The sequence below is a fragment of the Nocardioides sp. InS609-2 genome (genome assembly GCF_023208195.1).
In the GTDB taxonomy this organism is placed as follows: domain Bacteria; phylum Actinomycetota; class Actinomycetes; order Propionibacteriales; family Nocardioidaceae; genus Nocardioides.
In genome coordinates this window covers 2,023,460-2,049,720 of the sequence record NZ_CP060034.1, presented here as the reverse complement: position 1 = coordinate 2,049,720, position 26,261 = coordinate 2,023,460, and the positions used below count along the sequence as shown (strand labels likewise).

Annotated in this window: 31 protein-coding genes; 17 read left to right on the top strand and 14 right to left on the bottom strand. The window is 66.4% G+C overall.

The window, feature by feature from the left end; translation table 11 throughout:
• Positions 1 to 137: 137 nt before the first annotated feature.
• The 6 genes from H4Q84_RS10730 to H4Q84_RS10705 all read right to left on the bottom strand — a co-directional run bounded on the left by H4Q84_RS10730 (position 138) and on the right by H4Q84_RS10705 (position 5,446).
• Positions 138 to 1,139: an inorganic phosphate transporter gene (locus tag H4Q84_RS10730; protein ID WP_248583378.1), complete on the bottom strand. Its 1,002-nt coding sequence runs from the start codon at positions 1,137 to 1,139 to the stop codon at positions 138 to 140.
• Positions 1,140 to 1,142: 3 nt separating this feature from the next.
• On the bottom strand, positions 1,143 to 1,760 hold the full coding sequence (locus tag H4Q84_RS10725) for a DUF47 family protein (RefSeq protein WP_248583377.1): 618 nt from the start codon (positions 1,758 to 1,760) through the stop codon (positions 1,143 to 1,145).
• Between the two features lie 77 nt (positions 1,761 to 1,837).
• Complete coding sequence (locus H4Q84_RS10720; protein WP_248583376.1) at positions 1,838 to 4,033, bottom strand: RNA degradosome polyphosphate kinase; 2,196 nt, start codon at positions 4,031 to 4,033, stop codon at positions 1,838 to 1,840.
• A gap of 49 nt (positions 4,034 to 4,082) precedes the next feature.
• Positions 4,083 to 4,451 (bottom strand): hypothetical protein, encoded by a 369-nt coding sequence (locus tag H4Q84_RS10715; RefSeq protein ID WP_248583375.1) that lies wholly within the window; start codon positions 4,449 to 4,451, stop codon positions 4,083 to 4,085.
• Positions 4,452 to 4,529: 78 nt separating this feature from the next.
• Positions 4,530 to 5,039: a hypothetical protein gene (locus H4Q84_RS10710; protein ID WP_248583374.1), complete on the bottom strand. Its 510-nt coding sequence runs from the start codon at positions 5,037 to 5,039 to the stop codon at positions 4,530 to 4,532.
• Positions 5,040 to 5,083: 44 nt separating this feature from the next.
• Positions 5,084 to 5,446, bottom strand: a complete 363-nt coding sequence (locus H4Q84_RS10705) for a DsrE family protein (protein WP_248583373.1) — start codon at positions 5,444 to 5,446, stop codon at positions 5,084 to 5,086.
• Positions 5,447 to 5,469: 23 nt separating this feature from the next.
• Between H4Q84_RS10705 and H4Q84_RS10700 the strand changes: the two genes are divergently transcribed.
• From H4Q84_RS10700 to H4Q84_RS10690, 3 genes are read left to right on the top strand one after another with little or no spacing between them, the layout of a single operon-like run.
• The gene (locus H4Q84_RS10700) at positions 5,470 to 5,964 is read left to right on the top strand and encodes an FABP family protein (protein WP_248583372.1); all 495 of its coding nucleotides are present in this window, start codon (positions 5,470 to 5,472) and stop codon (positions 5,962 to 5,964) included.
• Complete coding sequence (locus H4Q84_RS10695; RefSeq protein WP_248583371.1) at positions 5,964 to 6,413, top strand: transcriptional repressor; 450 nt, start codon at positions 5,964 to 5,966, stop codon at positions 6,411 to 6,413. The genes H4Q84_RS10700 and H4Q84_RS10695 overlap by 1 nt, the downstream gene beginning before the upstream one ends.
• On the top strand, positions 6,406 to 7,335 hold the full coding sequence (locus tag H4Q84_RS10690) for a folate-binding protein (protein ID WP_248583370.1): 930 nt from the start codon (positions 6,406 to 6,408) through the stop codon (positions 7,333 to 7,335). The genes H4Q84_RS10695 and H4Q84_RS10690 overlap by 8 nt, the downstream gene beginning before the upstream one ends.
• A 106-nt stretch (positions 7,336 to 7,441) precedes the next feature.
• On the opposite strand, the gene mshD is transcribed toward H4Q84_RS10690, so the two are convergent.
• Positions 7,442 to 8,254 (bottom strand): mycothiol synthase, encoded by an 813-nt coding sequence (mshD, locus tag H4Q84_RS10685; protein WP_248583369.1) that lies wholly within the window; start codon positions 8,252 to 8,254, stop codon positions 7,442 to 7,444.
• Between the two features lies 1 nt (position 8,255).
• Complete coding sequence (locus H4Q84_RS10680) at positions 8,256 to 9,002, bottom strand: response regulator transcription factor (protein ID WP_248583368.1); 747 nt, start codon at positions 9,000 to 9,002, stop codon at positions 8,256 to 8,258.
• A gap of 44 nt (positions 9,003 to 9,046) precedes the next feature.
• Between H4Q84_RS10680 and H4Q84_RS10675 the strand changes: the two genes are divergently transcribed.
• The 7 genes from H4Q84_RS10675 (at position 9,047) to H4Q84_RS10645 (ending at position 14,629) form a co-directional block, all read left to right on the top strand.
• On the top strand, positions 9,047 to 9,352 hold the full coding sequence (locus H4Q84_RS10675; RefSeq protein WP_248583367.1) for a MoaD/ThiS family protein: 306 nt from the start codon (positions 9,047 to 9,049) through the stop codon (positions 9,350 to 9,352).
• Positions 9,353 to 9,540: 188 nt separating this feature from the next.
• Positions 9,541 to 11,703: a carboxypeptidase-like regulatory domain-containing protein gene (locus tag H4Q84_RS10670; RefSeq protein WP_248583366.1), complete on the top strand. Its 2,163-nt coding sequence runs from the start codon at positions 9,541 to 9,543 to the stop codon at positions 11,701 to 11,703.
• A 183-nt stretch (positions 11,704 to 11,886) separates the two neighbouring features.
• Positions 11,887 to 12,345: a thioredoxin family protein gene (locus tag H4Q84_RS10665; RefSeq protein ID WP_248583365.1), complete on the top strand. Its 459-nt coding sequence runs from the start codon at positions 11,887 to 11,889 to the stop codon at positions 12,343 to 12,345.
• Between the two features lie 258 nt (positions 12,346 to 12,603).
• Positions 12,604 to 13,098, top strand: a complete 495-nt coding sequence (locus H4Q84_RS10660; RefSeq protein WP_248583364.1) for a DUF4395 domain-containing protein — start codon at positions 12,604 to 12,606, stop codon at positions 13,096 to 13,098.
• Between the two features lie 20 nt (positions 13,099 to 13,118).
• The gene (locus H4Q84_RS10655; protein WP_248583363.1) at positions 13,119 to 13,967 is read left to right on the top strand and encodes a sulfurtransferase; all 849 of its coding nucleotides are present in this window, start codon (positions 13,119 to 13,121) and stop codon (positions 13,965 to 13,967) included.
• The gene (locus H4Q84_RS10650) at positions 13,967 to 14,263 is read left to right on the top strand and encodes a DUF1416 domain-containing protein (RefSeq protein ID WP_248583362.1); all 297 of its coding nucleotides are present in this window, start codon (positions 13,967 to 13,969) and stop codon (positions 14,261 to 14,263) included. The genes H4Q84_RS10655 and H4Q84_RS10650 overlap by 1 nt, the downstream gene beginning before the upstream one ends.
• 99 nt (positions 14,264 to 14,362) lie before the next feature.
• Positions 14,363 to 14,629, top strand: a complete 267-nt coding sequence (locus H4Q84_RS10645; RefSeq protein WP_248583361.1) for an acylphosphatase — start codon at positions 14,363 to 14,365, stop codon at positions 14,627 to 14,629.
• 120 nt (positions 14,630 to 14,749) lie between these two features.
• Here the strand turns inward: H4Q84_RS10645 and dtd are convergent, their stop codons facing one another.
• Positions 14,750 to 15,172, bottom strand: a complete 423-nt coding sequence (gene dtd / locus H4Q84_RS10640) for a D-aminoacyl-tRNA deacylase (RefSeq protein ID WP_248583360.1) — start codon at positions 15,170 to 15,172, stop codon at positions 14,750 to 14,752.
• Between the two features lie 34 nt (positions 15,173 to 15,206).
• Here dtd and H4Q84_RS10635 point away from each other — a divergent pair, with 34 nt between their 5' ends.
• The 7 genes from H4Q84_RS10635 to H4Q84_RS10605 all read left to right on the top strand — a co-directional run bounded on the left by H4Q84_RS10635 (position 15,207) and on the right by H4Q84_RS10605 (position 21,010).
• Positions 15,207 to 16,052, top strand: a complete 846-nt coding sequence (locus H4Q84_RS10635) for a 3-keto-5-aminohexanoate cleavage protein (protein ID WP_248583359.1) — start codon at positions 15,207 to 15,209, stop codon at positions 16,050 to 16,052.
• 16 nt (positions 16,053 to 16,068) lie between these two features.
• Positions 16,069 to 17,151 (top strand): alpha/beta fold hydrolase, encoded by a 1,083-nt coding sequence (locus H4Q84_RS10630; RefSeq protein ID WP_248583358.1) that lies wholly within the window; start codon positions 16,069 to 16,071, stop codon positions 17,149 to 17,151.
• Positions 17,152 to 17,519: 368 nt separating this feature from the next.
• Positions 17,520 to 18,359: a class I SAM-dependent methyltransferase gene (locus H4Q84_RS10625; RefSeq protein WP_248583357.1), complete on the top strand. Its 840-nt coding sequence runs from the start codon at positions 17,520 to 17,522 to the stop codon at positions 18,357 to 18,359.
• 66 nt (positions 18,360 to 18,425) lie between these two features.
• Entirely contained in the window at positions 18,426 to 18,665 is a 240-nt protein-coding gene (locus H4Q84_RS10620) for a hypothetical protein (RefSeq protein WP_248583356.1), read from the top strand.
• A gap of 89 nt (positions 18,666 to 18,754) precedes the next feature.
• A complete protein-coding gene (locus H4Q84_RS10615) occupies positions 18,755 to 19,183 on the top strand; it encodes a VanZ family protein (RefSeq protein ID WP_248583355.1) in 429 nt (142 codons plus the stop codon).
• Between the two features lie 76 nt (positions 19,184 to 19,259).
• On the top strand, positions 19,260 to 20,402 hold the full coding sequence (locus H4Q84_RS10610; RefSeq protein ID WP_248583354.1) for an aminotransferase class I/II-fold pyridoxal phosphate-dependent enzyme: 1,143 nt from the start codon (positions 19,260 to 19,262) through the stop codon (positions 20,400 to 20,402).
• Complete coding sequence (locus H4Q84_RS10605) at positions 20,399 to 21,010, top strand: sugar transferase (protein WP_248583353.1); 612 nt, start codon at positions 20,399 to 20,401, stop codon at positions 21,008 to 21,010. The genes H4Q84_RS10610 and H4Q84_RS10605 overlap by 4 nt, the downstream gene beginning before the upstream one ends.
• Before the next feature lie 118 nt (positions 21,011 to 21,128).
• Here H4Q84_RS10605 and H4Q84_RS10600 read toward each other — a convergent pair whose 3' ends face one another.
• From H4Q84_RS10600 to H4Q84_RS10580, 5 genes are read right to left on the bottom strand one after another with little or no spacing between them, the layout of a single operon-like run.
• Entirely contained in the window at positions 21,129 to 21,884 is a 756-nt protein-coding gene (locus H4Q84_RS10600; RefSeq protein ID WP_248583352.1) for a metallophosphoesterase family protein, read from the bottom strand.
• Complete coding sequence (locus H4Q84_RS10595) at positions 21,881 to 22,771, bottom strand: NAD(P)-dependent oxidoreductase (protein ID WP_248583640.1); 891 nt, start codon at positions 22,769 to 22,771, stop codon at positions 21,881 to 21,883. The genes H4Q84_RS10600 and H4Q84_RS10595 overlap by 4 nt, the downstream gene beginning before the upstream one ends.
• A gap of 20 nt (positions 22,772 to 22,791) precedes the next feature.
• Positions 22,792 to 23,757: an ATP-grasp domain-containing protein gene (locus H4Q84_RS10590; RefSeq protein WP_248583351.1), complete on the bottom strand. Its 966-nt coding sequence runs from the start codon at positions 23,755 to 23,757 to the stop codon at positions 22,792 to 22,794.
• Positions 23,758 to 23,805: 48 nt separating this feature from the next.
• Complete coding sequence (locus tag H4Q84_RS10585; RefSeq protein ID WP_248583350.1) at positions 23,806 to 25,086, bottom strand: hypothetical protein; 1,281 nt, start codon at positions 25,084 to 25,086, stop codon at positions 23,806 to 23,808.
• Positions 25,083 to 26,261: a hypothetical protein gene (locus tag H4Q84_RS10580; RefSeq protein ID WP_248583349.1), complete on the bottom strand. Its 1,179-nt coding sequence runs from the start codon at positions 26,259 to 26,261 to the stop codon at positions 25,083 to 25,085. The genes H4Q84_RS10585 and H4Q84_RS10580 overlap by 4 nt, the downstream gene beginning before the upstream one ends.

Genomic DNA, 26,261 nt, shown 5'->3' with positions numbered 1-26,261 from the left:
GTGGTCCATCCGAGGAGCCTGAACCAGATCCGTCCACGGTGTCGGCCGTCATCCACAGGCCCGGTAGTCCAGTCACTTCTTGTCGCTGTTGGGCCGCCCGAACGACAAGTTCCGACTGGACTATCCCGGCGGAACGGTCAGGGGAGCTGGAAGAGGAAGTGCGCCACGAAGTAGCAGATGGCGGCCATCGCGCCGGCCATCGGGAAGGTCAGCACCCAGGCGGTGAGGATCGAGCGGGCGACACCCCAGCGGACGGCGGAGACGCGCTTGGTGGCACCGACGCCCATCACGGCGGAGGTGATGGTGTGGGTGGTCGAGATCGGGGCCTCGAAGACGTACGCCGTCGTGTACAGCACCGATGCCGCGATCGACTCGGCTGCGAACCCGCGAGGCGGGTCGAGGTGGATGATCCGGCGACCCAGGGTGCGCATGATGCGCCAGCCGCCCGACCAGGTGCCGAGCGAGATGGCCGTGGCGGCCGCGATGATCACCCAGATCGGGAGATCGTCGGAAGCGCCGACGTACCCGCCGGTGAGCAGCGCCAGGAAGATGACGCCCATCGTCTTCTGGGCGTCCTGGAGGCCGTGGCCCAGCGCCATGGCGGCGGCAGAGACGGTCTGAGCGATGCGGAAGCCGCGGTTGGCCTTGCTGGGGCTGACTCGCCGGAAGATCCACATGATCGCCAGCATCAGCGCGAAGCCGAGGGTGAACGCGACGAGCGGTGAGAGCACCATCGGGATGACGACCTTGTCGATCACGGTGGTCCAGTGGACCAGGGTGCCCGATGCGAGCGCGGCGCCCACCAGCCCGCCGATCAGGGCGTGCGAGGACGACGACGGCAGGCCGAAGTACCAGGTGATGAGGTTCCAGGCGATCGCGCCCAGCAGACCGGCCATCACGATGGTCAGCCCGTGGCTGCCCGATGGTGGCGCGATCGTGTCGGCGACGGTCCCGGCGATCTTCTGGCCGAGGAAGGCGCCGACGAAGTTCATGACGGCAGCCATGGCCAGGGCCACGCGAGGGGTCAGCGCCCGCGTCGACACCGAGGTGGCGATCGCGTTGGCCGCGTCATGGAAGCCGTTGGTGTAGTCGAAGACGAGGGCAACGACGACAACCGCGATGATGATCGCGAGTTCCACCGCTCAGGACTCCTTGACCGCGATCTGCTCCACCGTGTTGGCGACCTTCTCGAACGCATCGATCGCGCCTTCGAGTGAAGTCACGATGTCCTTGAGCTTCAACACCTCGATGGCCTTGAAGTCGCCGCTGAAGAGATTGGCCAGGATGCGGCGGTAGCTCTTGTCGCCGGCGTTTTCGAGGCGGTTGATCTCGATCCAGTACTCCTCGAGGTCATGCATCGACTTCAGCCGCGGCATCGCCTCGGCGGTCAGCTCGGCGCAGCGCTGGAGCACCTCGACCTGGTTGGACAGCTCGGCCGGCAGTTGCTTCACCTCGTACAGCAGGATCAGGTCGACCGCCTCGTCCATCATGTCCATGATGTCGTCCAGCCCGGAGGCCAACGAGTAGATGTCCTCGCGGTCGAACGGCGTTACAAAGGTGCTGTTCACCCGCTTGACGATGGCGTGGGTGGTCTCGTCAGCGGCGTGCTCGGCAGCCCGCATCTTGCGGGCAATCTCCTCGCGTTCGTCGCCGTCGGCGAGCATCTGCGCGAGCAGATCGGCACCGGTGACGAGGTGGTTTCCGAATTCGGAGAACAGTTCGTAGAACGAACCGTCGACAGGGCGAAACTTCAAACGCACGGAGAACTCCTGATGAGGAGGATCTGAACGCGTCACATGCTAGGGCCTGATCCTCGCCGGAGCACAAGCGAGGACTCCTATCGCCTCCGGCGCTGCCGCTCGATGATGGCCTGATGAAGGTGTACGTCGCCCTCATTACGGTGCCACACGCCGTCGGCGTGGAGCTCCCACGCCACCGTTGTCGGGTCGAAGGCGAGGTCCAACATCGACCCGATCCGCCCGGTGTCGTCCCCCTCGGGCAGCCGCACGAGCACTTCGACGCGGCGGTCGAGGTTGCGGTGCATCATGTCGGCGGAGCCGATCCAGGCGGCCGGTTCGCCGCCGTTCTCGAACCAGAAGACCCGGCTGTGCTCGAGGAAGCGGCCCAGCACGGATCGGACCTCGATCGTCTCCGACAGGCCGGGCACGCCGGGGCGCATGGCGCAGATGCCGCGCACCAGGAGCTGCACGGGCACGCCCGCCTGTGAGGCGAGGTAGAGCGCGTCGATGGTGGCTTCGTCGACGACGGAGTTGGCCTTGAGTCGGATCCGCGCCGGGCGGCCGGCCTGGTGGTGGGCGATCTCCTGCCGGATCTGGTCGACCAGCCCGGTGCGCACGTTGTCGGGCGCGACGAGCAACGTGTTGTAGGTGGCGTTGCGGCTGATGCCCGAGAGGTTGTTGAAGAGGTGGGCGACGTCTTCGCCGATGACCTCGTCGGCGGTGAGTAGGCCGATGTCCTCGTAGAGGCGGGCCGTCTTCGGGTTGTAGTTGCCGGTGCCGATGTGGGTGTAGCGGCGGATGCCCTCGGGCTCGTCACGCACCACCATCGACAGCTTGCAGTGGGTCTTCAGGCCGACCAGGCCGTAGACGACGTGACAGCCGGCGTGCTCGAGCTTTCGGGCCCACCGGATGTTGTTGGTCTCGTCGAAACGAGCCTTGATCTCGACGATGACCAGCACCTGCTTGCCGGCCTCGGCGGCGTCGACGAGGGCATCGATGATCGGCGAGTCACCCGACGTGCGGTAGAGCGTCTGCTTGATCGCCAGCACGTGCGGGTCGGCCGCCGCCTGCTCGAGGAAGCGCTGCACCGACGTGGCGAACGAGTCGTAGGGATGGTGGAGCAGGACGTTGTGCTTGCGGGTCGCCTCGAACACGTCGACCGGCGACGAGCTCTCGACCTCCGCCAGGAAGGGGTGCGTCGTCGGCACGAACGCGGGGTACTGAAGGTCCTCGCGCGGCAGGTCGGCGATGCCGTGCAGTCCGCGGAGGTCGAGCGGGCCCGAGAGCTTGAAGACCTCGTCGGCCGAGACGCCGAGCTCGGAGACGAGCAGGTCGAGCACCTTGGGGTCGATCGACTCCTCGACCTCGAGCCGGACCGGCGGGCCGAACTTGCGCCGCAGCAGCTCCTTCTCCAGTGCCTTGAGAAGGTTCTCGGCGTCGTCCTCCTCCACCTCGAGGTCCTCGTTGCGCGTGACCCGGAACGTGTGGGCAGCGACGACCTCCATGCCCGGGAACAGCCGCTTGAGGTGCTCACCGATGACGTCCTCGAGCGGCACGAAGCGCTGGTTGCCGAGCGGCACGAAGCGCTTGAAGATCGGCGGCACCTTGACCCGTGCGAAGTGCTCGGTGCCGAGCTTGGGGTGCCGGATGAGGACGGCAAGGTTGAGCGAGAGCCCGGAGATGTACGGGAACGGGTGGGCCGGGTCGACGGCGAGCGGCGTGAGCACCGGGAAGATGCGCTCCTTGAACAACCGCTTGCAGTGCTTCTGCTCCTCGCGGTCCAGCTCGTCCCAGCGCAACAGCTCGATGCCCTGCTCGCGCAGCTCGGGGAGCAGCGCGTCGCGGAACACCCGTGACTGTCGCTCCATCAGCTCACGCGTATTCGTCCAGATGCCCTCCAGCACCTCGCGTGGCAGCATCCCCGATGCCGCGCGTACGGCGACGCCCGCGGCGATCCGGCGCTTGAGACCGGCCACGCGCACCATGAAGAACTCGTCGAGGTTGCTGCTGAAGATCGCCAGGAACCGGGCCCGCTCGAGCAACGGCAGGGAGGTGTCCTCGGCCAGCTCGAGCACCCGCTGGTTGAAGCGCAGCCACGAGAGCTCGCGGTCGAGGAACCGGTCGTCGTACTTCTCGACGGCGGCGAGCTGGGCCTCATCGGGCACGTACGGCGGCTCGACGTCGAACGTGTCGTGGGGGTGACCGACGTGGTCGGCCTGCGGTGGGCCTTCCTCGCTGACCGCACCGACCGTCGCAGGCAGGGAGCTCTGATCGGTGGCTGGCGAGGGGGGCATGGAGTGAGTCTCGCAAACACCGGTGAACAACGAGTGACGCTGCGGCCGTTCAGCTCTCGGGCGGCTGCTCGGCGGCGGTCTGCCGCTGACGCGCAAGCTGCGCGTGTACGACGGCGCTGAAGAGCGCGAGCCCGCCCGGCTCGTCCTGCGGGCTGGCCCAGAAGGCCGCCCAGGTCAGGCGATCCTCGTGTACTCGCTGGTGCAGCGACCGGAAGTCGGCCCGGGCCGACTCGGCGCCGCTCAGCTCGTCGAACAGGGCTGCGATCTCCGGGTCCATGCCCTCCTCGGCCTCGCGGGCAATGAGGTCGGAGAAGAGCCCGTCGATCCGGTCCATCGCGAGTCGCAGGTCCTGGTCGGCGTGCTCGGCCTGCATCTGCCCGAGCTGCTCCCACTCCAGCGCCAAGGTCCCCTGGCTCATCGCCTTTCTCGATCGGCCCGGCCCCGTGGCCGATGCTGTGAACCCTTCCCTGGAAGGGGTGTGACAAACGTGTGGGTGTCAGCGGGTGTACGCCGCGGCGATCTGCGTGGACATCTCTTCCAGCGTCTTGCTTGTGACGGCCGCATCCACGCCGGCCGTGGTGGCGTTGACGATGAGGGTCTGGGCCCCAAGGACGGTGACGACCTCGGCTACCCGGGGGCCGACTACGGTGCCCGTGAGCAGCCTCGCGGGTGTCGACTCGCCGAGCTGGATCGAGCGCCGCTTCAGCCCCGGCAGCTCCGCGGCCTCCCCCTCCGTCTCCAGTGAGTTGACGAGTGGCTTGAAACGCCAGCTCAGCACCATGTCGTCATCACTGACCTTGGTCCCGCAGCGGATGAGCACGCCTCGGACGCTCGGCTCGAGCATCACCTGCTCCGTGCCCGCCCATTCGGTGAGCTGGGCCTCGGTGACCTTGGCGCACGGGTTGTCGGCTGCCGGTGAGCTGCTGGAGGGTGAGGTGCGGGGCTCCGGGTCGTCGGAACAGCCGGACAGGACCAGCACGGCAGAGACGACGACGAAGCAGAGCACCGAGTCATGGCAGGCACGCTATCTGGACCGGGCGACGTACCGGCTCAGTAGACGAGCGCCTGCACCTCGGGCTGCAAGATCTCTTCGGCGAACGACGCGGCGCCGGCGATCACCGCTCCCTCGACCAGGTCGCCCTGGACGATCCCGCGGCGGGCGGCGCACTGCGAGCACACCGTCACGCGGCCACCGGCGAGCACGGCATCGCGCAGCTGGGCCAACGGAGGGGCGAGGTCGAGCTCGAAGTCCTCCGCGCGGCCGGGCACGCCGAACCACGCCGCGTCCCCGGTCAGCCACAGCGACACCACGGCGCCCGAGGCGATGGCGGACGCGGCGACGGTGAACCCCTGGTTGCACCGCTCGGGGGCTTCGGCACCGCAGGTGATCTTGACGACGAGTGGGCGAGACATGCGATCACACTAAACTCACCACCATGGCGTTCGAGCTCCCTGACAACCTGCACCCCAACTGCGGCCCGATCGCCTGGCTGCTGGGCACCTGGCGCGGCAACGGACGCGGTGACTACCCGACGATCGAGCCCTTCGAGTTCCGGCAGGAGCTGATCTTCACCCACGACGGCCGGCCGTTCTTCCATTACATGGCCCGCGCCGAGATCATCGACGAGGCAGGCGACAAGGTCCGCGACGCAGCCATCGAAACCGGCTTCTTGCGGTGCCCCGAGCCGGGCAAGGTCGAGTTCCTGCTCAGCCACAACACCGGCTTCGTCGAGACCTGGTACGGCGACGCCGAGGGCGGCAAGCTCCAGCTCACGACCGACGCGGTGGTCCGCACGGCCAGCGCCAAGGAGTACGTCGGCGGCACCCGGCTCTACGGCAACGTCGAGGGTGACCTTCTCTACGCCTACGACATGGCGGCGATGGGCCAGGAGCTCCAGTCGCACCTGTGGGCCCGGCTGCAGCGGGCGTGATGAACGACGACCTGGCAGACCGGCTGCGGGGCAGTGGCTACCGGCTGACCGCCCAGCGTCAGCTGATCCTGCGGGCCGTCGAAGAGCTCGGTCACTCGACTCCCGACGAGGTGCTGGCACACGTGCGCCACCAGTCGTCCGCAGTGAATGCCTCCACGATCTACCGCACTCTCGAGGTGCTGGAGGAGCTGGGCCTGGTGCGGCACACGCACCTGAGCGACCGAGCCCCGACCTACCACTCGACCGCGGGCCCGACCCACTTCCACCTCGTCTGCCGGAATTGCCACCGGGTCCAGTCGGTTGCACCAGACGTGGCCGCACCCCTGGTCGAGACACTGCGCGCCGATCACGGCTTCGTGATCGACCTCGGACACCTCGCGGTGTTCGGGGCGTGTGAGACCTGCGAACCACCCGCCGACCCCCACCCAGAGGACCACTCCCATGGTTAGCCCGCTGCTCGACCTGCCCGGCGCCGTCGCCGGAGACGGCATCGACGCACCCGTCGCTGCCCACTACGGCTCGTTCAACGGCGAGCAGCGCACCCTGGTCGGTGGTGACGGCTTCGTCGACCTCTCGCACCGCGACGTCATCCGTGTCTCCGGGGCCGACCGGCTGACCTGGCTGCACTCGCTCACGACCCAGCACCTGACCGACCTCGCGCCGGGCACCTGGACCCAGGCGCTGATCCTCAGCCCGCAGGGGCACGTCGAGCACGCGTTCACCGGCGTCGACGACGGAGAGTCGTTCACGGCCCACATGGAGCCCGGCGCCGCGGCCGGCGCTGTTGAGTTCCTCGATCGGATGCGCTTCATGATGCGCGTCGAGGTCAGTGACGTCACCGCCGAGATCGCGACCAGCTGGCGGGGCGGACGCTACGAGCTCGTGCCTCGCGACCGACTCACCGAGTACGCCGCGGCGGCAGGCCCCGCGTGCGGCTTCTGGGCGTTCGAGGCACTGCGCATCGAGCGCGGCGAGGTCCGCTACGGCATCGACACCGACCACCGGACCATCCCCAACGAGGTCGGCGCGATCCCGGTCGCCGTACACCTCGACAAGGGCTGCTACCGCGGCCAGGAGACCGTCGCGCGGGTGCACACCCTCGGCCGTCCGCCGCGTCGGCTGACGCTGCTGCACCTCGACGGTTCAGAGAACCGGCTGCCGCCCGCGGGCAGCGACGTACTTCACGGCGACAAGGTCATCGGGTTCGTCGGCACGAGCGCCCGCCATCACGAGCTGGGCCCGATCGCGCTGGCCCTGGTCAAGCGCAACGTGCCGCTGGACGCCACGCTCGGTGTCGACGGCATGCCGGCCGCTCAAGAAGCTGTCGTCGACCCCGAGATCGGCCTGCACGTCCGCCCCAAGCTGCGTTGAGTTGCGCCTCCCGAACCGTTGAGTTGCGCCTCGTGCACTTCAGCGGGGGACGGGGCCGCATCTCGACAGGTACGCAGGCGCATGTGAACGGGTACTGAGGCGCAACTCAACGGGCGTACATCACGTGCGTGTCGGCGTCAGCGTGGGTGAAGCCGAGCCCGGAGTAGACGGCGAGCGCAGGCGCGTTGTCGGCCTCGACGTAGAGCAGCACCGACTCGACGCCGATGCCGGCCAGGTGGTCGAGCCCCGCGAGCGTGAGCGCCTTGCCCAGCCCCTTGCCCTGGGCGGCGGGGTCGATGCCGACGACGTAGACCTCGCCGAGCTCGGGTGAGTGCTGCTTGGTCCAGTGGAAGCCCAGCACCCGCCCTCCCTCGGTCGCGACCAGCAGGCCGGCGGGGTCGAACCACGGCTCGGCCATCCGGGTCGCGAGGTTGTTGGCGTCCATCGCCCCCTGCTCCGGGTGGTGCGCGAAGGCAGCGGCGTTGACGCGAATGATCTCGGCCGCGTCGTCGTCGCGATAACTCCGGATCGTGATGCCGGGCAGCTCTCGTCGCGCGGAGAGTGGCAGGTCGGTCGGTCGCCGCATCACCCAGAGGTCACGCACCCGGGCGAAGCCGTGACGCGCGGCCAGGACCGCAGCCGCGGGGTGCCCGCCGTGCGACCAGGCGCGCACCGGTCCCTCCACTCCGGCCAGGGCCTCGGCCACCAGTCGGCCGCCGACTCCGTCGCCACGCCGGTCGGGCGTGACCACCACGGCCAGCTCGGCGTCGTACAGAAGGGAGAACCCGCTGTCCTCCACGTGTACGACGACGCCCGGGGCCGCGTGCCGCAGCGCGAGCCAGATGGCCTCGTCGAGCGGCTCGGCGCCGTCAGCAGCCGTGGCCGCAGCGGAGATGTCGGTGATGCGGTCGAGATCCACGTCAGGCGTCGGAGCTCACGTGATCGGCCGCCGTCTGCTCGGCCGGCTCGTCGGCGGCACCGGTCGCTTTGCTGCGCAGCACGAACCGGTAGCCGACGTTGCGCACGGTGCCGATGAGGGTCTCGTTCTCGGGCCCGAGCTTGGCCCGCAGACGGCGTACGTGCACGTCGACAGTCCGGGTGCCGCCGAAGTAGTCGTAGCCCCACACCTCCTGCAGCAGCTGCTGCCGCGAGAAGACCCGACCCGGGTGCTGGGCGAGGTACTTGAGGAGCTCGAACTCCTTGAACGTCAGGTCGAGCGAGCGGCCGCTCACCTTCGCTGTGTACGTCGCGTCGTCGACCACGACCTCACCCGTGCGGATCACGTGCGACTCGGGGTCGTCGGCCTCCCGCTGGGCACGGAGCCGGCCGATGGCCAGCTTGATGCGAGCCTCGAGCTCGGCCGGACCACAGGTGTGCAGCACGACGTCGTCCATGCCCCAGTCGTGCTGGACGACCGCGAGGCCGCCCTCCGTGACGACGAGGAGTACCGGGACGTCGGTGCCGGTGGTGCGGATCAACCGGCACAGGTCACGGGCGTGGGCGAGGTCTTGGCGCCCGTCCACAAGGAGCAGGTCGGCGCCGGGTGCGTCGAGCAGCGCGCTGCCCTCGGCGGGCAGGATGCGGACCTGGTGACCGAGCAGTCCCAGCCCTGGCAGCACCTCGGCCGACGGCTGGAGGGCGCTCGTCAGCAGCAGCAGAGTGCTCATGTGGGCCTCCTCGCGGCGGGGCGGATACGCAAGGATATCGAGCCATGAGCAGCACACCCGGCCAACCGACGTCAGTTGAGACCGCTTCGTCGGTCACCGTGCACTACTGGGCGGCGGCCCGCTCGGCTGCGGGCACCGACTCCGACACGTTCGTCGTGGACGGCCCGGTGACGCTGCGCGACGTGCTCCGGATGGTGACGACCGCACGCCCCTCGCCCGAGCTGCTGCGGGTCCTCGACGCCTGCGCGATGCTCGTGGGTGACCGGCCGGTCGGAGCACGCTCACCCGACGACGTCGTGGTCCAGATGGGTGAGACGGTCGAATTCCTCCCGCCATTTGCCGGTGGTTGAGAGGTGTGGACCGGCCATTTGCGGGTAAAAGGCCCGGCGTTACCGGAAAGAGATGAAGAAACTCGTGTGTCTGGCGCAACCCGGACTGGCTATTTCGAGTCTTCTTCCTGTAGTTAAAGACATGTCAAACGACGGGGGTCGACGATCACCGTCCGTATGCGCATATATCCATGCGAAAGGTGGAGCGTGTGATCAAGCAAGAACTGCGGCGGGGGATTCGTCGCCTGACATCGCTGGGAGCGCTCACTGCGCTCGCCGGTGGTGCACTCACCATGGGCCTCGTGGCCCCGGCCCACGCGGCCGACAATGTCTCCGGAAGCGTGGTCGATGCGGCCGGTAACCCGGCCCAGGGCACGGTCAGCGTCTACGAGCTCGATGGCAGCGAGTTCACCAACGAGTTCGTCAGCAACGGGCACATCGGTCTGTCGCTGCCCGCGGGCAGCTACAAGCTCCAGTTCGCCCCCTTCGACTACGAGCTCCAGTCCGAGTACTACCTCAACAAGGCGGACTTCGCGACGGGTGACACCGTTGTCGTCGCTGGCGCGGGCGCAGCCCTCCAGCCGTGGACCATCGACCGTCGCCCGTTCGTGACCGGCACGGTCACCGACGCGGCGGGTCGACCCGTTGCCGATGCCACGGTCACGGCCACCAACTCCGCGACCAACGCGGGCGCCGGCCAGACCAGCACCGACGAGAAGGGTGTCTTCACCCTGCCAGTCGGCACGCCCAGCGTGAAGCTGAGGTTCCGGGCCGAAAAATTCGCCACCGAGTACTTCAACGACAAGCAGTCCCTGGCGACCGCTGACGTCGTCACGGCGACCAGCGCGGGTGCCAATGTCGGCGCCGTCGTGCTGACTGCCGGTAGCTCGATCAACGGTGTCGTGACAAGCGACGCGGGTGCTCCGCTCGAGCTCATCACGGTGTTCGCCACCGACGCGACCACGGGTGCCACGCTGGGCTCCGACCGTACCGACAAGACCGGTACGTACCACGTCGAGAACCTGCCTGGCGGCAGCTACAAGCTGGAGTACTTCGACAGCCTCGACGAGTACATCGGCGAGTACTACAACAACGTCGCCACCGCGGCCGCCGCGACTCCCGTCGCGGTTGCCCCGAACGCGCCCGCGGGTCTCCCCACGGTCACCCTGACCCCGGCTCCGGTCGTCGCTCCTGACTCGCCTGTCGACGTCACGGGCGCCGTTCTTGACGCGTCCGGCGTGCCGATCGCGGGCGTCGACGTCACGGCGTTCAACACGCCGGCCGACCCGGACGACCGGATCGACGTCGAGTCGACCGTCACCAACCGTGCGGGTAACTACTCCTTCACGACGCTCGACCAGGTCCCCAACGAGACTCAGTTCAAGGTGCTCGCGTCCGGCTTCAGCGAGCGTGAGGACACCACGTTCGGTGCCCGCTCGAACTGGTACGGCGACTCGGTCAGCTTCGAGAACGCCGCTGTTGTCACCTACCCGGCCGCACCGGTCGCTGGTGTCAACATCTCTATGGAGTACTACGGCGGGGTCTCTGGCACCGTCACCAGCGAGGCCGGACTCTCTGTCGCCGACGCCGGCGTCCTGTTCTACAGCGCCGATGGCGTTGAGGCCGGGTTCGCCGATGTGAAGACCGACGGCACCTACGAGGCCCGCGACCTGGTCCCGGGCAGCTACAAGGTGCTCTTCTACGAGAACGAGCACGTCCTGGAGTGGTACGACAACGCCCTCGTCGAGGACGCCAAGACGATCAACGTCAAGACGAACACGATGATCGGTGGCATCAACGCCGCCCTGGGCAACGTCCTCAAGGCCGTCGAGCGTCCCACGACCTCGAAGTACCCGTGGGTCGGCACGGCCATCACGGCCGACAAGGGCCGCTGGAACCAGGAGACCAACTCCAAGTTCACCTACGAGTGGCTCGCCAATGGTGTGGTTGTCGCGACGGGTCAGTCCTTCGTGCCGACCACGGCGCTTATCGGCAAGAAGCTGTCGGTGCGCGTCACCAACCAGAACGGCAAGCTGAAGGCCTCGGCCACGAGCGCCTCGACCCAGAAGGTCGGGCTCAAGCCGAAGGTGAAGGCCAAGGCACAGGGCAAGTCGCTGGCCATCAAGGTCAAGGTGAAGGGTCTCAAGACCAAGAAGGTCAAGGGCACCGTCATCGTCAAGGAGATCGTCGGCGTCAAGGACAACGGCGAGCTCAAGCTCAAGAAGGTCGGCAAGGCCAAGGTCAAGAAGGGCAAGGCCACCGTCTCGCTCGCCAAGCTGAAGAAGGACAAGGCCAAGGACAAGCTCCAGGTCGTCTTCATCGGCAAGGGCAAGGCCGGCTCGACCGAGATCACCAAGAAGGTCAAGCGCTGAGCGCATGATCTGCTGATCTGAACCAAACATTCGAGGGGCTCCGGCGACACGTTCGCCGGGGCCCCTCGTCGTGGTGTGCCCGGAGTAGTCCAGTCGCTTCTTGTCGCCTCACCGGCCACGGACAACAAGAAGCGACTGGACTATCCCGGGAATGGGGACGGCTGCCACCGGTGTTGTGCCAACATGTCGACCGGTCAGTGGGTGCTCGCGGGCGCCGTACTCCTCGCCGTCGCGTTCGGCGGCTGGCGCCTGATCGTCGACGGAAGATTCCGGGGGACCCATCGCGTGGCCGGAGCCGGCGAGCCCGGCCCGACGGTCGAGTCACCGGCGGCGGTCAGCCTCCTCGACTCCACGCCGTACGCCGGCCGGCTGGGGGAGCGCGCGACCCTGCTCCAGTTCTCCAGCGCGTTCTGTGCGCCCTGCCGGACCACCCGGGTCGTCCTTGCCGACGTCGCGGGCACGGTGCCGGGAGTCACGCACGTGGAGGTCGACGCCGAGGAGCATCTCGAGCTGGTCAGGCGCGTCGGGGTGCTGCGCACGCCCACGACGCTGGTGCTCGATGCGACCGGTGTCGAGGTGACCCGGGCAGCGGGTGCTCCGACGCGGAGCCAGGTGCTCACCGCGCTCGCCAAGGTCGACTGACCACGATATGGACATATGGTCCAAATATCGAGACGATCGCTGGGTGCGCGGCAAGGGCTCGCCTACTGTTCTCGTCATGTCCTCGACCATGCTGACCCGCCGACGCGCAGTGGACCACTGCCGCGTGCGGTCGTCGCTGTGTCGAATGTCCTGACGGGCGCGCACTCTCAACCACCCTTTTGTCTAGTCATTTAGTTGACTATGGTGGAGTCGTGCGCTCGTGCCGCCGCCTTCCCGCGCAGGACATCAGGAGACTCCATGACCCACCAGACGATCGCCTCGACACCCGTCGAGTCACCGGCCACGCCGGTCGGCATCGACCCGCGGGGACCCCAGCTCTCCGCGGGCCTGACCACGATCGTGCTCGCCGCGGTGCTGTCCCTGGCGCCGGGAGCGATCGCCACCGTGCTGCTCGCTGGACAGGCAGCGGTCTTCGCCATCGGTGCGACCCTCGGCGTCCAGCACACGCCGTACGCACTGGTCTTCCGCACTCTCGTGCGGCCTCGTCTCGCGCCGCCGGCGCACCTCGAGGACGCGCGTCCACCGCGCTTCGCCCAGGGAGTCGGCCTCGGCTTCGTCGTCGTCGCCCTGGCCGGTTTCGTCCTCGGCGCCACCACGCTCGGCCTCGTGGCGACCGGCTTCGCGCTGGCCGCCGCTCTGCTCAACGCGGCCTTCGGCTTTTGCCTGGGCTGCGAGCTCTACCTCATCGGTGTCCGGGTGTTCTCCCGCGCCGCCACCACCACCGCCCGCTGATCGCAAGAGAAAGAGAAATCATGAGCCGCGAATCCGCACTCGTCTCCACCCAGTGGGTGGAGGACAACCTCGAGACCGACGGCATCGTCGTCATCGAGGTCGACGAGGACACCACGTCCTACGACAAGGGCCACATCCGTGGCGCGATCAAGCTCGACTGGACCACCGACCTGCAGGACCAGGTGCGCCGTGACTTCGTGAGCAAGGCGCAGTTCGAGGAGCTTCTGTCCAGCCGCGGCGTCGCCAACGACGACACCGTGGTGCTCTACGGCGGCAACAACAACTGGTTCGCCGCATACGCGTTCTGGTACTTCAAGCTCTACGGCCACCAGGACGTGAAGCTGATGGACGGTGGCCGCAAGAAGTGGGAGCTCGACTCGCGCGAGCTGACCGACGAGCTCCCGACGCGCGACACGACGTCGTACACCGCCCAGGAGCAGGACCACTCGATCCGCGCGTTCCGCGACGAGACGGTCGCGGCCATCGGCGTCAAGAACCTGATCGACGTGCGCAGCCCCGACGAGTACGCCGGCCGGCTGCTCGCCCCGGCCCACCTGCCGCAGGAGCAGGCGCAGCGCGCCGGCCACGTGCCGACGTCGCTCAACGTGCCGTGGAGCAAGAACGCCAACGACGACGGCACCTTCAAGAACGACGACGACCTGTTGGCGCTCTACGCCGAGGTCGGCATCGACGACTCCAAGGACACCATCGCTCTGTGCCGCATCGGTGAGCGCTCGTCGCTGACCTGGTTCGTGCTCCGCGAGCTCCTCGGTCACCAGAACGTCAAGAACTACGACGGCTCCTGGACCGAGTACGGCTCCCTGGTCGGCGTCCCCGTCGCCCTCGGCGACGAGCCGGGTGTTGCCTGATGTGCGGCGCGACCGAAGGCGGCCTCTCGCTCGACGGGGTCAACGTGGCCAAGGAAGCGGTGATCCAGGGCCAGGTGACCCGCGACGGCGAGGCTGTGTCCTCGGCGTACGTCCGGCTCCTGGACCGCACGGGCGAGTTCACCGCCGAGGTGCCTACCTCGGCGACCGGGCACTTCCGCTTCTTTGCCGGCGAGGGGGACTGGACGCTGCGCACGCTGGCGCCGAAGTCCGAGCCGGTCGACACGGCCGTGACCGCAGCTGTCGGGAGCGTGGCCGAGGTGGCCGTCGCGATCTGACACCGTGACATCGATGGTCGAGCAGTAGCGCCAGCGAGCGTCCAGACCGGAGGCCCCGTTCCTGTTCCAGGGACGGGGCCTCAGTCCTACGCTGGTGCGATGATCCGTCGTCGCGTGGTGGTGCGGGGACGAGTGCAGGGCGTCTTCTTCCGGGCGTCGTGTGCGCAGGAGGCGGCCGGCCACCAGGTGGCGGGCTGGGTGTCCAACGAGCCCGACGGCTCGGTCGCGGCCGCGTTCGAGGGAGAGCCCGACGACGTCGAGGCGCTGGTCGCGTGGTGCCAGATCGGCCCACCGGCGGCGGTTGTGGAGAGTGTCGACGTTGCCGACGAGGAGCCGCGGGGAGCGCAGAGGTTCGACGTCCGCTGACGCGTGCGCTCTCGGTCAACCAACGGACCAATCGCGGTCAATCCGTCTGCCTTCACGCTCGAGGTCGCGGGTCGAACGCCCGATAGGTCCGTTCGTTGACGGGTTCGAGGCCGCAAGTGATCACCGCTCGAGCAGGACGGTGAACGGCCCGTCGTTGACGGACTCCACGCGCATGCCCGCGCCGAAGAGCCCCTCCTCGACCCGAGCGCCCAGCTGCCGTAGCTCCGCGCAGTACGACGCGTAGAGCGGCTCGCTCACCTCGCCCGGCGCGGCCGCCTGCCAGGTCGGACGGCGGCCCTTGCGCGCGTCGCCGTACAACGTGAACTGGCTGACGACGAGGATCGGGGCGCCGACGTCGGAGGCCGACCGCTCGTCGCGCAGGATGCGCAGGTCCCAGACCTTGCGGGACATCCAGGTGACCTCTGCCGGGCCGTCGGTATGGGTGATGCCGAGGTAGACCAGCAGGCCGGTGCCGATCTCGCCGGTCGCCTCGTCGTCGACGGTGACCCGGGCGGAGAGGACTCGCTGTACGACGGCACGCATCCCGACATTCTGGGGCACCGGATCCTCTGAGAGCATGACGCCCATGCCCGACGTACCCGCCGACCGCCTTCTCGTGACCGTCGCGCCCACCGGCGCCGAGACGACCAAGGCTGACTTCCCACAGCTGCCCACCACCCTCGACGAGCTGGTCGCCACCGCGATCGAGTGCGAGGCGGCCGGGGCGGCGATGATCCACGTGCACATCCGCGACGACGAGCACGCACCGACGCTCGACCTGGGCCGGCTGAAGGAGACCGTCGCGGCGCTCAAGCAGGGCACCGGCCTGGTCGTGCAGCTCTCCACCGGCGGCTCGGTGCACGACCCGCTCGACAACCGGCTCAAGGTGCTCGACGCCGAGCCCGACTCGTGCAGCCTGACGATGGGCACGACCAACTTCGGCGACGACGTCTTCTCCAACCCGTGGCCGTTCGTGTGCGAGCTCTACCAGCTCGCCCAGGAGCGCGGGGTCGTGCCGGAGTTCGAGCTCTTCGACCTCGGCCAGGTGCACGCGCTGACCCGGCTGCTGGCGAAGTACGGCCTGCCCGCGGGCGGCAAGGTGCACTGCGACCTGGTGATGGGCGTGCCCGGCGGCATGAACGGTACGGCGGACGCGCTGGTCGCCTCGGTGCGTGACCTGCCCGCCGAGGTGACCTCCTGGTCGGCCACCGGCATCGGGCGCTCCACGCTGCCGGTCGCGTTGGCTGCGCTGTCGAAGGGCGGCCACCTGCGCGTCGGCATGGAGGACGTGCTGACCATCAGCCGCGGCGTACCGGTCGACAGCAACCGGCAGCTCGTCGAGCGCGCGGTCGAGCTCGGCCGCGTCGTACAGCGCACTCCGATGACTCCCGACGAAGCACGCACCCTGCTCGGCATCGGCTGAGGTCTACCATCCTTGGATGGGTGGGGAGGCGCCACAACAGGAGATCAGGTTCGCGCGCGCGCCTGACGGCGTACGGATCGCCTACGCCGTGCACGGATCCGGACCTCCGCTCGTCGTCGACGCGTGCTGGCTGAGCCACCTCCAGCACGACTGGGTCTCACCGGTCTGGCGACACCACCTCGCGGAGTGGAGCAGCTACTGCACGGTGGTCCGGTACGACGAGCGCGGGCACGGCCTGTCCGACCGCAATGTCACCGACTTCTCGCTCGAAGCCCGGCTCGGTGACCTGGAGGCGGTGGTCGAAGACGCCGGCCTCGAGGACTTCACGCTGTTCGCGATGGCGCAGGGTGGTCCGGTGGCGATCGCCTACGCCGCAGGCCATCCCGAACGGGTCTCGAAGATGGTGTTCTACGGCAGCTACGCCGCCGCGCAGCGGGACCCCACGCCTGACGACGCCGAGCTCGACGCGGCCTTCGAGGCGCTGATCCGCGTCGGCTGGGCGCGGCCGGAGTCGGAGTTCCGCCGGGTCTTCACCTCGATGATGATCCCGGGGGCGACTGAGGAGCAGCGCGTCTGGCTCGACGAGCTCCAGAGGGTCGCGGTCGATGCCGAGACCGCCCTGGTCTCGCGGCGCGAACGCAACCTTGCCGACGCCTCGGCCCTGCTGCCGCAGCTGACCATGCCGACGCTGGTCATCCATGCGCTGGGTGACCGGATGAACGACTTCGGCCAAGCCCGTTACCTCGCCTCCGAGATCGCGGGCGCCCGGCTGGTGGCGCTCGAGAGCGACAACCACATCCTGCTCGCGGACGAGCCCGCGTGGCCCGTGTACGCCGCCGAGCTCCGGGCCTTCCTGGCGCCCGACGCCGAGCCGTCGACAGCACGTCCGCGCACGATGACCGGCCTGTCGCCACGCGAGATCGAGGTGCTGGCGCTGGCCGCGGAAGGCCTCGGCAACGTGGCCATCGCGGAGCGGCTCACCCTCAGCGACCGCACCGTCGAACGCCACCTCCACAACGTCTACGCCAAACTCGGCATCGAGGGCCGGACCGCCCGCACGGCGGCCGTCGCGAGGTACCTCGCCACGCCCGCTGGTTGAGGAAGGCGCGCAGCCGGTCCGCTGGTTGGGGTGCGAGCGGAGCCGGTCCGCTGGTTGGGGTGCGAGCGGAGCCGGTCCGCTGGTTGGGGTGCGAGCGGAGCCGGTCCGCTGGTTGGGGTGCGAGCGGAGCCGGTCCGCTGGTTGAGGTGCGAGCGGAGCCGGTCCGCTGGTTGAGGTGCGAGGGCATCCGGTCCGCTGGTTGAGGTGCGAGCGCATCCGGTCCGCTGGTTGAGGTGCGAGCGCAGCGAGCCTCGAAACCAAGGATCACGCGACTACGTGCCAGCCGCCATCCCGCACGACGCGGCCGAGCCGCAAATGCGTGGCAGCACCGATGCCCGGACCGGCCGGCCAGGGGCAACGTGGCACCCATGACAACCAACACTGCGACAGACGAAGACCGAACCCTCAAGCAGCGCCACGCCACCATGTGGGCGCTCGGCGACTACACCGATGTCGCCACCGAAGTCATCCCGAGCCTTGGCCCGGTGCTCGTGCAGGCCTGCGGGGTGTCCGAAGGCCAGCGCGTGCTCGACGTGGCGGCCGGCGCCGGCAACGCGGCCATCCCGGCCGCTCGCACCGGCGCAGCCGTCTGGGCCACCGACCTCACCCCCGAGCTGCTCGACCGCGGTCGAGCGACAGCCGAGGCCGAGGGCCTCGAGCTGACCTGGCGGGTGGGCGATGCCGAGGCGCTGCCGTGCACCACCGGCGAGTACGACGTCGTGATGTCGTGCGTCGGCGTGATGTTCGCGCCGCACCATGAGGAGTCGGCGGCCGAGCTGCTGCGGGTGTGCCGCCCCGGCGGCACCATCGGCCTGCTGAGCTGGACGCCGTCCGGCTTCATCGGACAGATGTTCGCGACCATGAAGCCGTACGCCGCGGCCCCCCCGCCTCCCGGCAGCCAGCCCCCGCCGCTATGGGGCGACGTCGACCACGTGCGCGGCCTGCTGGGCGACGGCGTTCGCGACCTGACGGCGAGTACGGCGGTGCTCGAGGTCGACCGGTTCGACGGCCCATCCGGGTTCCTGGACTTCTTCAAGTCGAAGTACGGCCCCACCATCACGGCGTACAAGGGACTGGCCGGCGACGAGGGCCGGATCGCAGCCCTGGACCGCGAGCTCATCGAGCTGGCCGGGCGCTTCGGGCGGGACATCGATGCGGGGTTCCGCATGGAGTGGGAGTACCTGCTGGTGACGGCGACGCGGGCCTGAGCCTGCCTGCCAGCTCAGGGGCCGAGGTTAGATTCGAACCGAACGCCCCAACTGTGAGGAGCCGGCATGGACCAGCAGCAGGAAGCACGCGTGGAAGCCCTGCGCAACGTGGTGGAGCGGGTGACGTCGTGGCAGGAGTCGGCCACCGACGGCACCGTGCACGAAGAGCTCGAGAGGGGGCTGCGAGAGTCCGCGGTCACCCTCACGCCCGAGCAGCTCGACCGGGTCGCCCAGCAGATCTCCGACGGCGAGGACATCGACGTCGAGGCACTGGCGTCCGACTCCGAGGGTGGTGGCCCGGCCTAGTCTCCGGCACCCACGTGCGCGCGCAGCCCGGGCTCGGTCGAGCTCAGCCCGATTCGAGTCTGGGGCGGGAGACGTCCCATCATGTGCAAGTGTCCTCCCGCCTCCGACCGCTGCTCATGGCTACGTGGCTGGCCTACGTCGCATTCCTGGCCACGGTGCTCCTCCGGCCGAGCGGGGCGCAGGCCACCGGAGTGGTCATGAGGGTGGCGGAGCGCCTGGTAGCCCTCGGCGTCCCGGCCGAAATCTCGGCGCCCGTCAGGGTGGAGTTCCTGCTCAACGCCGCGATGTTCGCGCCCCTGACGCTCCTGGCCGCCCTCATTCTCCCGCGGCATCCGTGGGCCAACTGGGTCGTCTACACCTTCGTGGCCTCGGCGGCTGTCGAGGTGGTCCAGGGGTTCCTGCTCCCTTTGCGTTCGGCGCAGTTCGTCGACGTGGTGGCCAACACCCTGGGCGGACTGGTCGGGTCGTTTGCCGCTTTGATCGTGGTGCGGACCGTGCACGTGATCCGGGGTCGTTGAGCCGGCAACGATTCTGGCTGAGCGACTTCGTTGTTTACACTCGCTCAGGCAACGCATACGGGGTGAGGACAGGAAGATGGCTTCGAACGGGAACGAACCCATCCTGCTCTCGACACCGGACGTCAGTGAGCTGGAGCAGCAGTACGTGCTGCGAGCCATCCAGTCCGGATGGGTCGCTCCCGCGGGACCCGACCTTTCAGCGTTCGAGGAAGAGGTCGCCGACCGTGTCGGCGTAGCCCACGCCGTGGGCCTGTCATCGGGTACGGCGGCCCTACACCTGGCGCTGGTCTCGTGGGGTGTCGGACCGGGTGACGTCGTACCGGTGTCGACCTTCACCTTTGCGGCCACGGTCAACGCCATCAGGTACGTCGGCGCGGTGCCGCACTTCGTCGACTGCGACGAGGAGACCGGCAACATCAGCCCCACCCTGCTGTCGGAGGCCATCCAGACCCTCAGGTCTGCCGGGGCGAATGTGCCGGTCATCGTGCCGGTGGACATGCTCGGCAAGTGCGTCGACTACGACGCCATCACCCAGATCGCCACCGACGCAGGGGCACGGCTGCTGTGCGACGCAGCCGAGTCCTTCGGAGCGACGTACGACGGCTCGCCGGCCGGGTCGTTCGGTGACGCGTCCGTGCTGTCCTTCAACGGCAACAAGATCATGACCACCTCGGGTGGCGGCATGCTTCTCACCGACGACCAGCGGCTCTCCGACCACGCACGCAAGCTGTCGACCCAGGCCCGGGAGCCGGTGGCGCACTACGAGCACACCGAGGTCGGCTACAACTACCGGCTCTCCAACATTCTTGCGGCTCTTGGCCGTGCGCAGCTGGTGCGTCTCGACGACATGCTCAAGCGTCGCCGCGAGTGGCGTGAACGCTACCGACGCCTCTTCGCGGACCAGCCGGGTGCGCGCATCCTCGGTGGGGCGGACGACGTCGGGGACAACTGCTGGCTCACCGCGATCGTCGTCGATCCGGAGGTCTCCGCGTGGAGCGCCACTGACCTCGGATCGGCCCTGGGCGAAGCGGGTATCGAGACCCGCCCGGTGTGGAAGCCCATGCACCTCCAGCCGGTGTCTTCCGGCCTGGCAGGAACGCTGGACGGCTCCTCCGAGCGCATCTTCGCGCACGGTCTCACCCTGCCGGCCGGCTCTGCCTTGACCGACGCACAGTTCGAGCGCGTCGAGGCCGCAATCCGGGTGGTTGTCTCCGCGTGAAGCCCTACGACCCGTTGAAGCGGGCGATCGACGTGGTCGTGGGCGGGGTCGCTCTTGTCCTCTCCCTTCCCGTGCAGCTGGCTCTTGCGGTCCTCGTACGTCGCAAACTCGGTTCGCCCGTCCTTTTCCGACAGCAGCGGCCGGGCAAGGACGAGAAGGTCTTCGAGCTGGTGAAGTTCCGGACCATGCTCGAGACCGACGACGCGCGCGGGCTCGTTACCGATGAGGAGCGGATGACTTCGTTCGGGTCGTTCCTGCGCTCTACCAGCCTCGACGAGCTACCTACCCTGTGGAACGTCGTGAAGGGTGACATGAGTCTGGTCGGGCCGCGCCCATTGATGGTGCGCTATCTGGACCGATACACGGCCGAGCAACGTCGGCGACACGAAGTGCGACCCGGCGTAACCGGGCTGGCGCAGGTGGGCGGGCGCAACGCCATCGGCTGGGGTGAAAAGTTCGCCAAGGACGTCGAGTACGTCGACACGAGAAGTCTTCATCTCGATATCTTGATTCTGGTCCGGACAGTTGCGACTGTTTTGCGACGGCATGGAATCTCCGATGGGTCAACACGGACGATGGCTGAGTTCATGGGGGACGAGCCGGCTTAGACCGATGAGTTCATTTGAGCGTGGAGGTCCAGAAATGGATGGAGTTCTGGCGCTCATCAGCGCTCTCCGCTGGACGGCGCAACGAAAAGCGATGCATCATTGCTGGAGGTGTCCGGAACTACTCTGGCGGCTCTCGACGGAGGAAGTACGAACTCAGTTTCCTGAGTGTCTCTGGAGAAAGCGCGGCCCGTCCAAGTGCCTGGACATGTGCGTCGACGGAGTAATCGATGGTCTCGACCGAAACATGAGGCGCGTCCGTGCCAACGACGATGCGCAACATTGTGGACCGGTTGTCTTGACCGCGAGGCTGGCCGATTGACCCGGTGTTTGCGATGGCTGCATTCCCTTGCGACGGGAGTGGCTCAGTGAGCGCGCGATGTGTATGGCCGAAGACGCCGAGCACCGCGCCGCGCGAGATCAGGACCTCGCGAGCGCGACGGCGGTCGGCCTCGTCGTTGAGATAGGTCCAGTCACCGAACTGGAACGGATTGGCGTGAGCAAGCACCACATCTCTCGTAACCACTTCCGTCGACCAACTCAGGCCATTGAACGCGATCCGATCCAGTTGCGCGAACGTGTAGTCAACGCTTTCGCGCAACCATGCGGGAAGCCGGTCATAGTAGACTGTGTCGCCACGTTGGAGATCGAAGTAGAGCTGGTCGTGGTTGCCAATGACGAGGGCTGCGCCGCGCTCCTGCTCGGCGGCCACGAGCTCAACGATCTCCGCATTATCAATGCCGTATGTGAGCAGATCGCCAAGAATAACTAACCGATCGAATCCCACGTTTCGGGCTTGACTTAAAGCAGCACGAAACGCCCGCGCATTACCATGCAGGTCGCTTATGACGACAATGTCTTCCTGCGTCGCACTCATGACGCCAGGGCAGAGAGATAGGAGTGCAGTCCCTCACGTAGCGTCCGCGGGGAGTAGTTTAGCTTGTCGCGGGCCTTCGAGATATTGAGGGCAGAGTAGCCCACTGAGGTGGGCCTGTCGACGGCATCGTGAATTTCGATCAAGTCTTGGCCGTGTCCAGTGAGGGACAGGAGTTCAAGTGCCAATTGCAGAACTGACGTCGGACGTCCGGAACCAACATTGAAGATTCCATCAGCGCGTTGCCGGACAGCACCCACTATTGCTGCCACAACGTCGTCAACGAACACCAGATCAGTCTGGAAACGGCCACCATCTAGTATAGTGATCCGTTCGCCCCGGGACAGATGATCCACGAAGCTCCACACGAGTCCGCCTGGGGTCATGCCGGGTCCGAACACCGATGACAGCCGTAGAATTGCAAGCTGTAGGTCACTGGTGCGTCGAAGGTGGTCCGCAAAAATTTCCGCGCAAACTTTGCTCGAAAGATAGTAGGGCGCACTACTCGACGGGAAGAGGGCATCGTCTTCGACGACTTCACGCGAAAGCGGGCGATAACTGTTTCCAGTCGACAGGTGGACTACATGGCCAACTGAGGCCACGTTCGCCGCCTCGAACAGGCGTAGGGTGCCGAGGGCATTCAGTCGCCAGCATCGTTCTGCCTCATCGGAGCTGGCCTGCGATCGCGGGATGTACGCAGCGGCGTGGACGAGTGCTCCGAGGTCGGCGAGCGCACCCAAGTCGCCACCCGACTCGAGATCCCAAACAGCATGGTCCACGCCGCTCGGTAGGCCCGCACTTCGCGTCCTGCCGAGGGCCCGCACCCGGTAGCCATCCCGCGACAATGCCGCGACGACTCGTCGACCAACGAACCCTGTTGCTCCGGTCACGCCAATGGACAGACCCGCAGTCAACGCATGACCTCTTCAGGCAGGACGACTGTCTCAACAAGATGACGAAAGATCGACATCGGTCTAATCATCGGCTGCGTGATCGCTTCACCAAGCACAAGATGCCGAAGAACCATCTCAACCTCGTTGAAGCCGGCAAGCCGCCGCAATGGCGTTGTACCCGAGAACCGGCCGTTGATCTCGAACACCCGAGCCTTCCCGTCATCAGCCCGGAACTGAAAGTTTGCCGGGCCCCACGCTCCCAGGACGGTCGCCATCTCCCGCACCTGCATGTCGAGTTCAGGGAAGTCTTCAACGTACGCACGACTTGTGTTGCCATCGCGCAAATCTCGCCGCATAACAATTGACGCGAGGCACGGCCCGCCGAAAGTGATCGTGCCGGCCGTGTACTCCTCACGATCCGTGGCCACGTGTTCCTGGACCATCAGACCGTCCCTGGCGGAAATCGCATGCTTGAGTTCCTCTTCGCTCCACACGAGGCTCAGTCCCACGGAACGCGCGCCCACGCGTGGCTTCACGACCAATGGAAACCCGAATTCTGATACCAAGTCACCGGCCTCAAACGGAAGACGCGAGACAGGTGGTGAAAAGCCATGGTCACGCATAAACTCGTAGGTCAAGAATTTGTCGTCTGCGATCGCCACCACATCAGAACTGGCTATGACGATATGGGTGCCGTGCCGCGCTTCGAGTTCGTGACGATGGCGGGCAAAGAGTGGCAATTCCACGTCCGTGCCGACGAGTAGCGCGTCGGGCTTCTCGCTCGCCAACAGTTTATCGATTGCGCCTATGTACCCGGGGTCGTCCGCCATCGGGATGAGGTACCGGTGGGGAGTCCAGTAGAGTCCGGCAGCCAAGGGGCTCGGATCGGCTGCGACGAGCGTAACGTCAAGCTGTGAATCCGCCAAGCTCCGAAGCATTCCTTGTCCAAGAAGCGCACCCGCTCCGGTGATGATGACTTTCATGCACGAAACTCCCTAATCGTACGCGGTTCGAATAGACTAAGAACGCGGTCAGCGCTTCTGCAGTTTCCGAGACCCTCGAGGAACTAAAGAGTGCGGCCTTGATAGCGATACGGCGACCCAAAAAGCAAGCAAGACTCCGTTCGATAACAACCCAGCAAGGGCTGGCCCGCTAATGCCAAGTTGACTTGTGATTACGACGGACAAAAGGATGTTAGAGATAGACGTGATGACGAGCACCGCCGCGTACTTCGATTCCCACAAACTGCCAGGAATGACGGACTGGAACGCCATTCCGATGCTGAGAAAGAGAGCCGAAACGGTGAACAAGGCGTACAACAAATAGGGAGATCCCGCGTTCGTCGCGCCGAGGGCGCGGCCTATCGTAACACCTCCCAGAACTAGCAAAATTCCGCCCGGCAGCGCAAGCAATCCGTAAAGCTTGGCGGAAGTACGCAGGCCACGAAGTTGGTCAGAAGAATCTTGATTGATTCGAGCACGGTTCCACAGAATTGGCCTGAAGGCTAGAGGGGCGATAAGAACAAGAATCCCCACGCGATTCGCGATTGAGAAGTCCGCAACGGCGCCGGTTCCCAGGAAGTGAGCAACGACGAAGGGGTCCATGGCTGTGGCAAAGAATCCGAGCAGCGGTGCGACGACTACAGATAAGCTGCTCCGGGCTAGTCGAGTGCTGAGGTTACGGTCATCTTCTGTTCCGCCGACGAGCAGCCTTGCCAGCAGAGGAGGCACGATAGCCCCTGCTGCCCAAGCAAGACTCGCACTTTCTACACTCATCCCCTTCAAAAGCAGCCCGAGAGTCAGGGCTAGGCCGCAAAAGGGCGCGAACCCCTTCAACAAGTGGCTCATTGCGGTTCTACCTGTAGCCTCCAAGATGCCAAAGTAGGGAGAAAAGTGAGTTGCGACGCAGCCGAGGAAGGCGCACAACACCACTAGTGCGAGGAGTCTCCAGCCCAGCGATGGAAAGGACTCAAGCGCAGCGACGGATGCAGTGACAACCTCATAAATGGCCAAACCGATCAAGGCGATGGCGATTGCAGCCCAAGTTCGCCGCAGGAGGCCTTGGATCTGACGTGCAGAGTGAAGTCTCTCACTCGGCGAAGTCTGGCCGGAAGTCATTGATCGCGCCAGGTCCGCGACGCCCAGTCCGAGGGTGGTGAAGAGTGACGTCTCCACTCCCAAAAGAAGTACTTTGCCAAAGCCATCGTGGCCTAGTTGGTCGAGGCTGATGGGGATACGGGCCACTTGCCCAATCAAAGCGAGGGCTTGACCGACGCAATAGCCGAGCAAAACGCCAGAAAGGGTCCTGTTCATACACGGACCTCTACAGGAAGTTTAGATTTCCTGCGGACAGTCCTGACCAGCAACATTAGCCCGATCGCAACTAGTGGTGCTTCAAGTGGAATTAGCATGGCTCGAATTCTAAGCATCGACCCATAGTTCCCACTGGAAGCGGCGATCGACAACGCGAGAACCAGCGCGGCATAGTAGAGAGGGCGCGCCGTTGATCCTGCGGCTCTCGCACCAACGATTGCGAGAACGAAAGCGGACGACCAGAGAATTGCTTCGAAAGCCGCGATTCCCGCGGATGAGCGTTCCCCAGGCAAAGGCCCCATGAGTACTCGGACCATGGCGACTAACATGTCTGTCGGATTAGAGGTGTCAGGGGCAATGAATCCGGACGATGAACTTGCCAATTCCTGGCGCGAGACGTCAATTTGGTCATTCCCGAACTTGACAAGCACGCTTGCGAATCGATCCTGCAGCAGAAGATAGGCGCCATACGCGCCGACAGCGAATAGAGTGGCTCGAGTTGGCGAGAATCGGCCACTGAATACACAGCCGAGCGCGAGCGCTGCCGCCGCAATTATGGCTATGGGTCCACGAAAGTAGAGAAGCGCGATAGCCGTGACAATGAAGACCAACCAACCCGCGACCGCGCTTGAAGAACCGCGTGAGATCTTTAGGGCCGAAAGTCCGAGGGTTCCGATGAGCAGCCAAACACAAGCCTCGCGGAGCGGCTGCGGACCCCAAAAGGTCACCGCTGGAAACAGCGATGCGATGAACATGGCCAACAGCCCTGCCCCTGCACGCAACTCTTCAGCGGTTGCACGCACCACCAACAGCAGGAGCCCTAACAAGTTTGCGTTGATGGCGACCGCCACGAGAGGGGATGATCCCAGGGCTATGAAGCCCACGGCAAGGAGGTAGACGTATCCTTGCTTTCCGTCGGCGAGGACCGTCGAAGAGACACCGATAGTTGAAGCTAGTGAACTGGCCGCGAGAGTGTCTGCGGCCTTAACATAGGCGAGGCCATCTACGCCAGGAGACCGCAGCCAGAGAAATGTGCCGATCACGAATTGCAGGCACGTGTACGCGCCAACAAATATGATGACTCGGGTGCCTGAGTTTCGGGCGTGGGACACTAGCCCGACCAGCAGCGCACCAGCGATCATTACGAGGAATGCATATGCGACTTCAAGCGACAT